The 10,289-nt window shown below is 30.2% G+C and carries 7 protein-coding genes; all 7 read right to left on the bottom strand.

Translation table 11 applies throughout. The features are described from left to right. Nucleotides 1–107 precede the first annotated feature (107 nt). The 7 genes from YW9_RS0104180 to YW9_RS0104145 all read right to left on the bottom strand — a co-directional run bounded on the left by YW9_RS0104180 (nt 108) and on the right by YW9_RS0104145 (nt 10,069). The gene (locus YW9_RS0104180) at nt 108–914 is read right to left on the bottom strand and encodes a DNA-methyltransferase (RefSeq protein ID WP_018278933.1); all 807 of its coding nucleotides are present in this window, start codon (nt 912–914) and stop codon (nt 108–110) included. A gap of 7 nt (nt 915–921) precedes the next feature. Further along, nucleotides 922–1,521, bottom strand: a complete 600-nt coding sequence (locus YW9_RS0104175) for an SLATT domain-containing protein (RefSeq protein WP_018278932.1) — start codon at nt 1,519–1,521, stop codon at nt 922–924. Nucleotides 1,522–1,672: 151 nt separating this feature from the next. Then, entirely contained in the window at nt 1,673–3,064 is a 1,392-nt protein-coding gene (locus YW9_RS0104170) for a reverse transcriptase/maturase family protein (protein WP_018278931.1), read from the bottom strand. A 15-nt stretch (nt 3,065–3,079) separates the two neighbouring features. Beyond that, nucleotides 3,080–3,913, bottom strand: coding sequence for a type II restriction endonuclease (locus tag YW9_RS0104165; RefSeq protein WP_018278930.1), 834 nt, complete (start codon nt 3,911–3,913; stop codon nt 3,080–3,082). Next, nucleotides 3,897–4,820, bottom strand: a complete 924-nt coding sequence (locus YW9_RS0104160; protein ID WP_018278929.1) for a DNA adenine methylase — start codon at nt 4,818–4,820, stop codon at nt 3,897–3,899. Before YW9_RS0104160 ends, YW9_RS0104165 begins: the two co-directional genes overlap by 17 nt. A gap of 481 nt (nt 4,821–5,301) precedes the next feature. Next, on the bottom strand, nt 5,302–9,042 hold the full coding sequence (locus YW9_RS13630) for a YecA family protein (RefSeq protein WP_018278927.1): 3,741 nt from the start codon (nt 9,040–9,042) through the stop codon (nt 5,302–5,304). A gap of 487 nt (nt 9,043–9,529) precedes the next feature. Then, nucleotides 9,530–10,069 carry a hypothetical protein gene (locus tag YW9_RS0104145; protein WP_018278926.1) on the bottom strand — a complete coding sequence of 180 codons (540 nt, stop codon included), beginning with the start codon at nt 10,067–10,069 and terminating at the stop codon, nt 9,530–9,532. Nucleotides 10,070–10,289 lie beyond the last annotated feature (220 nt).

Below are 10,289 nucleotides of genomic sequence, written 5' to 3'. Positions count from 1 at the left end.
GAAGCTAATGTCTAAATTTTAACTGTTCTCTCTGTTTTTGAAATTTATTTCAGTTTTATACTCAGCTTCTTATTTTTTGACTGGAAAAGGACTTAACTTTTTTATTATTAAAGGCCATTTATTTTTTGCTTGTAAATGATAGCTATTTCAGGATTTTCTATCTCCTCCTTTCTGTTTTTGCTGAGTTCCAAAAAGTCTTTTTCCTTGTCGGTACCGACAAAATTTCTTCCGAAAAGATTTGCCGCAATGCCCGTGGTAGAACTTCCCGTAAATGGGTCGAGAATCCACGCATTGGGCTGGGTAGAAGCCAATATCAGTCGCGTTAAAACCGAAAGGGGTTTTTGTGTAGGGTGTTTACCACACGATTTTTCCCAAGGGGCAATGGCAGGGAGTTTCCAAACATCTTTCATTTGCTTTCCGCCGTTGAGTTGTTTCATCTGTTCGTAATTAAAATAATGCGGAACTTTCTCGTGTTTCCTCGCCCAAATGATTTGCTCGGTAGAATGGGTAAAATACCTACACGAAAAGTTAGGTGGCGGATTGGTCTTTTCCCAAGTAATGATATTGAGGATTTTAAAGCCCAATTCGGTAAGGATTTGCCCTACTGAAAAAATATTGTGCATCGTTCCGCTAATCCAAATGGTGGCGTCGTCTTTCATTTTTTCGCGAACCAAAGAAAGCCACTGACGATTGAAATCATTGATAAATTCAAATCCTTGTGATTTATCCCACTTACCTTTATTTACGCTTACAACTTGTCCGTTTTGGATAGAAAGTCCGTCATTGGATAAAAAATAAGGTGGATCAGCAAATATCATATCAAACTCACGATTGAACTGAGGCAAAAGCTCCATTGTATCTCCGTGCAGAAGATAAAAGTCTTTGTTATTTGATATGTAGTAAGGGGTGAGCATCCCTAGTTTAGTTAAAATTTATTACATAGATAAGGATAAATAATAATGGAGCTATTATAGATGCTGAAATTATAAAATAAATTTCAATATCAAGGAATAGTAGCTTAATTTTTTTAGAAAATATATTTTTGTTATCGATATTTTCTTTTAGTGTAAATTTTTTATAATCAATAGGTGAATGATTGTATGGAAATTCATCTATTATATTTTGATATTCAGTAGCTAATTCTTCAATCTTAGCAAAAATGCTGGGATCGTTGGATTTATCTTTTATCTGAATAAGTTTTTCGTATATTCTGCTTAATTTTTTTCCACATCGATGGTGGGATTCTGCTTTTATTTTATAATCCTTAGAATTTTCTATCAAACTGATTACAAGTATTAATATTGATAGAAAGAAGGTTATTAAAGACAGATGATTAGCATCTAGTTTTGATAAATTTCTGAATTGTTCGAGAGATAAAATACTCAATACAATTACATAAATCGAATTAATTGCGATTGAATAATTAGAAAGTTCATTTAAGCGTTCTAATCTTTTGTGAGCAATAAATCTACTCCCTCTTGTTTTCCATATTTTATTATATAAATTTTCAGCGTAACTCATAACCTAAAATGTTTAAAAAGGAGGGCTGGCTACAATTCTAGATCTAATTTTCCTAAATAAGGAAACATAATTGTTAATTATATTACTTATACTTTCGTTCTACCGAAAGTCTTCAAGTTTGATAAACTTGAAAGTCAACCCTCCTAATATTTTAATACACAATATTCTCTTTTAAAAAGTTTAATCTATTATTTTTGAATTCTTCAAATAAGCTATCAATTTCTTCATTCGAATGATCTTTTTGTTCTTCCAACTGAGAAAATTCTTTTAACAATTCCTTCTTTTGTTCCATCGTTTTGTATTTTGTATAATCATTTATATATTCACTAGTTTCTGGTTTATACTTAATTTCATTGTAAGCCTTTACAAAGCTTTTTAATTGATGAGGTATTTTTCCTTGGAAAAAAGGTATATTCTGTATCATCTTTCTAATTATATTATCCAACTTATATAATGCTGAAACATCATCAATCTCAATGTAGTAAAATAACCAACCATAATTTTTATTTTCATTTTTAGAACCTGTGATTATTTCGTTTACTTCTTTAATGAATTGTTCCGAAAACTCTTTTGGATTATTCTTATATCTAGCTGGCATAAAGTTTGTATTTTCAATACCTTTTTTAAACCAAGTAACTTTTCCTGCTATTTTGTTCACTTGGTTTTCTATTGTTTGTTTAGAAACAGAAATACTTGTATCTTTGATTAAGTACCCCAAATAAAATATTGATTCCGAAAGTTCACCAACAAAAGTTTTGTCAGAATTCAATTTCAATCCCAATTCTTTTAATTCTGTTTTAATACGATTTAAATAATCAGAGCAATTTTTTGTAGAAAGGATTAAGATATCATCTACATATCTCAAATAAAGTGTATTTTCATCAATTATTCCATTAATAGAGGTATCAAGATTTTGTAAATATATTTGAGCTAAAATATTAGAAATAGGTAATCCTTGCGGAATACCTTTTTTTAACTTATACTGAGATATATTATTTCTTTTATAATCATGCGGAACAGTAGGATTTTCGATTGATAAAAATAAAAATTTATTTATATACCTGTTTTTAGATTTTATTTTAACAGCCTTTTTTAGCTTACTCCTGCTTATGGTATCATAAAATTGATTAATATCCGTTCTTAAACAATATATTTTATTGTTTTTATGATGTCTAATAAAATTTTTTATTTTTCGGATATAACTGTTTGGTTGCTCTTTATTTATTACTTCTGGAAAAACATCATGTAAATAGTTTTTCAATATTTGAAGCACAATTTTATCTCTAACAGTAGGAATTGAAAGCACTCTTGGGGGGGTATTTCTTCTTTTTATTTTCAAAAGTTCAAGATAAGGACTAAAATGATATTTTTCATTAACTATCTTTGATTCGATAGTACTAATCAATTCTTGTTTACAAGATTTTTCTGTGTAAAATTTATAAGTTTTTTTATCAATCCCTTTTGATTTATTTTTAACTATTTTAGAATCAAATATATGATTCAATGTATCTTGTGAAAAATACTTCCTTACAATGTCTTTCATATCAAAATTTAAAGCTTAAATTAAACTTTCATTTTTCACTTTCTCTACAAACTCACCAAGCGTGGTCAAATTATACACACTCGGAATAATGTTATAAGCTTCTTCCAACTTATTTTTTGCAGAAAGCCAACCTTGTCCGTCTGTAATCCAAACAAATTCGTATTGCGGATATTGATTAATTTTCATAGCAACATCGGAGTAAGCCCTTGCAACTTCATTGAGTTTTGAACCGCCTGTATTATAAAAATTGGTTTCGATCAAATAAGTTTTTTCGGGAGTTTCAATTACAAAATCAAAGCGTTTTACATCGGTTCCCAAACTCATAATTTCTGGAAATATTGTATGATTAACTTCCGTTCTATACGAAATCCCTGCCTTGTCAAAAATTGAAGCAACCGCTTTTGACATATTAGAACCTCCTCTATTTTTTCGAGCATTGGTATCTAAGCCTACCTCGATACCAAAAACATAATCTACTAAATTAGTAATTTTTTTGGTTCTGAATATTTCGCCTAATCCTGTTTCTTCAATGTATTCTAAAATCAGTTCAGAAGAAGTAAAATAAGTGGTAAGCAAAACTATTTCGCCCTTACTGTTAAATGTTTTTGCTGATTTGGAATTCCGAACTGCAATCAAAATATCCAACACTTCAAAGGCTTTTGGGTTTTCTTCAAAAAGTTCTTGAACAGCCTTTTTTAAGTCATCTTTCCCAATCAAATAATTCAATTGATTAAGCTTCATTTCTATTTTGCTTACATTATTACTGATTTTTTCAAATGCAACAAAATAATCCAATGTAGCATTCGTTTCAGCAAGTTGAGTAAGAAATTCGTTAAAGGGTGTTCGCATATTCGGGTGTAATTTGATTTGTAATTAACAATTCAGTCAAAAGACCTCTTTTTTCAGGGTTAGCATTTATACTTCGTTTGGCATTTACTCTTTGGATTGAAAATTCAGCATAAAGGTCATCAAAAAAATTATCTTCTGCATTTTTTCCTTTTACATCCGAATTGCTCAAAATCCAAGTATGGTTTAAAGCATCTAATCTATTGCAAAAATCTCTCAAACGAATTTGTTCATCATCATTAAATTCGTCTTTTGCATACGAATTGAAACTCGAAGTTTCACTAAGCGGTTTATAGGGAGGATCGAAATAAAACAACGACTTTTCATCTGCATAAGATAGTGTTTGCTCAAAATCGCCACATAAAATTTCTACTTTCTGCAAAGCCTCACTTACCGCCAAAAGATTTTCTGTATCACAAATGGTTGGCTTTTTGTAGCTTCCCATCGGTACATTAAATTCATTTTTCCTATTGACACGATACAAGCCATTGAAACAAGTTCGGTTTAAGAAAATAAACAATGCCGAATGACTGGTTTTTTCTTCCTTTCTAGTATTGTACAAGGTTCTTTTGTCGTAATAATACTGTTTTTTCTTTTCGTCGTTTCCGTCTAAATCGTGGTACTCACTTTGTAAAATTTCGAGAATAGAAATAAGTTCGTTAGGATTCAAAGCTATTGTTTTATAAGTATTGATAAGGTCTTGGTTAATATCATTGATAACTACCTTTTTCAAATTCGGAAAATTGTTCAACATCCAAAACAAAACTGCCCCACTTCCCACAAAAGGCTCGACATAGGTAAAATTACCTTGCACAAGTTTTGAAGGTAAATTTCTTTCTATCTCCGAAATCAGTTGCGTTTTTCCTCCTGCCCATTTCAAGAATGGTTTGGTAGTTTTGTTATCAGCCATTTAATCATTGTTTTTTACGAGCGTCAAAATTACGATTTTATTTTAAATGAAGTCGCCTTAAGCCAGATTTATCATAACATCAGTTCTAGTGCGGTCTCTTACAAACATTATTTAGTATTTCCAAATATTTTCATATTAAGTTTTTGATTATGTGTCAAATAATTAAATTAAGAGAAATTTTGCCACAGTCTATTATTTCATCGAAAACTTTGACAAAGTTTTTTTCAAATAATAATCAAGAAGTTTTGTTAGCGTTTCTGTGTCATTTTTTAGATCAGTTCAAACTTTCTCAAATTCTGAAAAAATATCTTTTGTGGTTATTGTTTTATGATTTGGTTTTTCACTCTTTTTATATTCTAATACTTGCTGGGGATAAAAACTTTTCAGCGAATCAAGATAGGTTCTATCATAAATAAACATTAAGACCGCTTTTATGTAGTTAAATATTTTTTTTTCATTTTTGATCTTTCAAAATTTTTAACTACGATTCTAACAATTCTATACCTTGTTTTTTTAAATTCTGAAAAGAAACTATTGGCAAAGGTAATGCTTCTGCTTTTAGATAGGTTACAGGAATCAATTCTGATGTTAGCATAAATGATGTAACCTTTGGTTCCTTATCAATTTTTAAAAACGCACATAGTTTTTCTTTATTAGAATCTAGCCAGTCATGTCTTTCAACATGCTTTTGAATCATTCCTTTTTGTCCTTCGCGTCCAAGATAATTATCCATTTCCTTTTTCATTTCGTGGATATTCTTTGCCTTGTTCGTGTCTTTACATTCAAGACTGTAAACAGTATTTGTTTTTGTGTTATGCACTAAAACATCAATATCGCCATAATTTTTGTCTGCTACAAGATGTCCGTTCGTATCAATTTTTACCTCATAATCAATTACAGTTAAATCGGGATTTGTTTTGAGCCAATTTTTCACTTCATTACGATATATTTTGCCTTTTTTCTCTCGGAAAGCCCCAAGAAGTTTTTCTATTTTCTTGCCGCCATTGTTTAGCTTTCCTTCAAACAACAAATAATTCAACTGTTTTTGTGCAGAAATTGCATTTCTAAAACCCCAAGTCAAAATCGTTTCATCTTTGTCGTTTTTATATTTCACAATAAATCGTCTTGCAAAACTAAATTCACGATTATACTTCCAAGGAAAAACTTCATTGTCAATATAGCCTTTAGGTGCTTTTAGATACTCATCTCTTTGTGTAATTGAAAATCGTTCAATACCTGCGATTATTTCTTTTTCATCAATTTTAGCTTTATCCTTGATTAATTCGATAAATTCAGATTCATTCATTGAGCAGGTTGAACTTTGTTTTTCAATACAAATGATAAAACAGTTAAAGCAGAATTTGTAGATATTTAAGTAACCAATTCCCCAATCTTCTAAAAACGCAGAATCAATTTCTTTAACTTCTTTATCGTCTTCTAGTTCTTTTTCTTCCTGCAAAAACTCTGCAATTTCAAATCTGTTGTCAAAATTCTCTATGTATCTATTAACTTCTTCTTTTGTGTTTGCCTCTGCAAAAAGTTTGAGTTTATCATCAAAAAATTCTCTTGAAATTCCAATTCTGCCTGAGTCTAATTTTCCAACAGTTGGATTCGCAAGTTTAAAATGAATTGCATCGCTTAAAAAACCATAATTTACTATTTCGTGCATTAAAACCAAAAGTCTGTCAACATCGTCAAGACTAACTTTAATACTGCCTTTTGTTGGTTTTGCTGCAATGTATTCTATTAGACATCTTGTCGCTAATGATGTTTTTACAAGTTTGTTGTCTTTTTCCAAAATTTCTTTTAGTTCTCCTTCTAAATCTCCAAAACAAAGAATTTGAGCAGGAATCATTGTTTTGTTATGTTCTCTTTTCCATACTAATGTTTCGTGTAATTCTAAGAGAACGCGCAACAAAAATTCAAATTCAAAATTTTGAATTTCCTTGTTTAATGTATCCAACAACAGTGCAGTTGCTGTGTTAAAAAGTTTTTTCTTGTCTTCTTCGTTGTCAATATTTTTAGGAATTTCAGTTGTTTGTTCAATCAACAAAGGAACTTCATCTAGTAATATATCAACTTCCGAATCGCTAATATAGAAAGGCTTTATGAGCCATCTATTGTCAATTAAAGGGTCTTTATGGCAATCTAATGACAGTATCATTTTGGCTTGCCCCAACGGAATGCATCTATCAATGAAAGAATCTATGTCTTGTTCCGAAAAACTAATACCTTGAACCAAGTTGAAAGCATTTAATATCTCTTTCATCATTTCTCGTTCACCAAAATTACTGCTCCCTGTAAAGGTTTTCATTTTTGAAAATGGGATTGAAAACCCTAAAATGTTTTCATTTAATGAGAAAGAATAATTATCAGTGTCTTTGCTTTCTACAATATCTTTTGTTTGCGTGTCTTCAAAAAGTTTTTGGTCAAGAATTATGTGTATTTCGAAGAAGTTTGAAATAGCTCGATTTAAAATTTTAGCGATTTCTGGTTGAAGTTTATAAAGCCAAAAACCGATAGCTTCCGCAAAATTTTGCACTTGCTTTATCATTGATTTGTCTTTAACTTGGTGGTTGGTCAGCCAAATAGGAAAATCAAAAGTTTTTAAACAAATGGTATAATATCCCAAATCGTTTAATGGTTTGTATAACGGTGCATAGTTGGCATATTTTGTAGAGGGTATGAAAACGCTTTGTTCATTTATTTGATTTAAAATACCGTGAATCTTTTTTTTAATTTTCGCTTCTTTTATTAAGCGACTGCCGTCACTTGGAACAACTGTAAAAAAGTTAGGTCGTGTATCGTCTCCGAAATAAAAACTTTCGTCTTTGGCTTTGTAGATTGAATACATATCCAAAGTATCGGTAGATACCGAATTTGTGGTCTTAGAAAAAATTTCATAAGACTTTGCGAATTTCCATAAGCTTAAATTATTCCATTTTTCAGAAGAACAAAGGAAGTTGAATTGATGCATTGAGAACGATAAACGAAGTTCATCTTTTTGAGGTGCATCAATTCCAATAAACATCTTTCGTCCCATACAATCATACGTAACTAATGAAAGAAATTTATAGTCTTTCATCGATGGGTTTTTCTTAAACTCTGTTATTACTTCAGTAATTCGCTTATCTAAATCTAAATTTTTGTTCAAAAAATATTCTTCGTCTTTATCATTGTGAACATAACAAACATACGCTAGCCTATTTATATCAAATTGAAAAACACGTTCTTTTAAAATAGTTGGTACATTGTTTAGAGGTAGTTCTATATCTGTTAATTTCCATCCCATTTTTTCGCAAGCTCCCCATTGTTCATGCCATAGTTTAGCGTGATATAATTCCATCAATTTTTGATTGCAATTATACTCATTGCCTAATCTTATGATAAACTCATTCAAAGCATTTACTTGGTTAGAAATAAGAACAAAATAATATTTGTCTTCAAACTTGATAATTGGCTTTTTCAGTAAAGGATTTTTGTCTGGGTCGTTATTTGAAAATCCTGAGTCATTCGGTTGAACAATAAAATCATCAATGACTCGCGGGTCAATTTGATGTTCTTGACAAATTTGAATTATATCATCTTTATTAAAAGATGTGTCAATTTCGTTAGATGAATAAACAAATTTTCTATTGCCTTGCGCTCCTTCAATATTCCCTTCAATTTTAAATTTTGTAGAAAGAATTTTTCCTAATTCTAAAATTAGAGCGACACCACTATAAACGTGATTTTTAAATTCTTTGGGCAGATCGTTTTCTTGTGTAAAAATTGTTTCGGTTAAATTTCTAAATATTTCAATTGCATATCCGCAAATTCCTGAAAAAACAGTATAGTTTCCTCCATAGAAAACTATGGTTTCGCTAAAAAGATTTTCGGGAATGTCTTCCAAATAATTGGATGCAAATTCTGTGTCAAGATGTTGTTTAAACAACTTTAAATTTCCATTTGGATTGCTGTTAAAATTAGTAACAATGTGTGCTGCTAATTTTTCCATTCGCACATTTTTGCCGTGATTATTGGGTTGCATTTGCAGACCAATAATAAAATTTAATAATTGGTGCGAATTATTTAATTCAATAAATTCAAAGGTTTTATTCTCTATTTTGTTTGGTTTAGGATGAGTAAATCCAAACTTTTTGTTAGAATTAATACAACACTCTTTATATTTCTTTCCACTTCCACAAGGACACGGGTCGTTTCTGCCAATTTTATTACTCACTATCGTTTACGCTGTTTATTCGTTATTATCTCAAGGGGGAAATTTTGTCTCGAAAATTTTGCTAGCCAGAATACTTATCTCCTTTTATGATAGGTAACATCTGTTTCTTTTGATGATTCTTCAAAGGTACTCATAAAACCTTCTAACAATTAGTTTGTTGAATTTTACCTCTTTTGTAATGATACGTATTGCTTTTTAGGTATTGCATTGCTAAATTTTAGTAAAGTCTACCAATTTCACTTGTTGTCTCTGTCATCAGAGCAACCATATCGATAAAAGCACTAATCAATTCTCTAATCTTTTCAGCATAAGCTTCCACTAGGAATAACTTTAACTGTTTTCTCCAAACTAATTTATCTGAAGAACTTTGATTTTATTTACCATTTTGAGTACGCAAATATAGACATTTTCTTTCGAGAAAAACAATTATAGAAAAAAGACTTTTAACCCTCAAATGTTTATAAATTTTAGTTAACTAAATACAATTTTAATCGCTCCCTCCAAAATGTAAAAACAAAATTTTATCTCCTAAATCAAACAGATAGTCGTTTTCATAACATTCATACCATACTTCATACCCATCTGGCGTGTCCCAATTGACTTTCAATTTGTTGAATAAAAATTTATCACCAATAATTTTTTGAATGTCAGAGAGAAAAGTATCAAGCAAAAACTCACAACTAGTATCACTTTCCAGAATAATTTTTTTGCCAATCTTGTCAAATTCATCATTGCTTTTACCCTCATATTCATTCCTAATATAATGTGCTTTTGCTTGCAAAATATATTGCCCAAAATAACCTAATAATTCATTTTTCAAAACTGTTTTCCAATCATCCAACACCTCTCTTATTTCAAAAGTCCAACTGCTGGCATTGAAATTTTTCCTTAGAGTTGACGTAATGCTATTTTCTTCTTTGTCAAGCAAAGCTATATAATATGTCTTGCTGTCGTTAGTAAATGAATTAATTATAGCAATGGTCTCTAACCTGATATTGATGTCTGATATAAATTTTTCGTTTATCATTTTGTATATGGATATTTCGTAAATAATTTCAACACCCAAATATACAACTTTCACTTATTTCATACACATCTTCCACCAATCTTCCTGATGATTTTATTTATTAAAACCAAAACCCTACCTTTGCCAAACATTGAAAACATCAATCTTAAAATGACAGTAGCCGATTCCATAGAAGAGTATAAAAGGTTAGATATCGAGAATATTTTTAATTATGAGGAGT

Source organism: Capnocytophaga cynodegmi DSM 19736, from assembly GCF_000379185.1.
Taxonomy (GTDB): Bacteria; Bacteroidota; Bacteroidia; order Flavobacteriales; family Flavobacteriaceae; genus Capnocytophaga; species Capnocytophaga cynodegmi.
The sequence above is the reverse complement of the archived record's forward strand: the minus strand, read 5'-3'. Positions and strand labels throughout refer to the sequence as shown.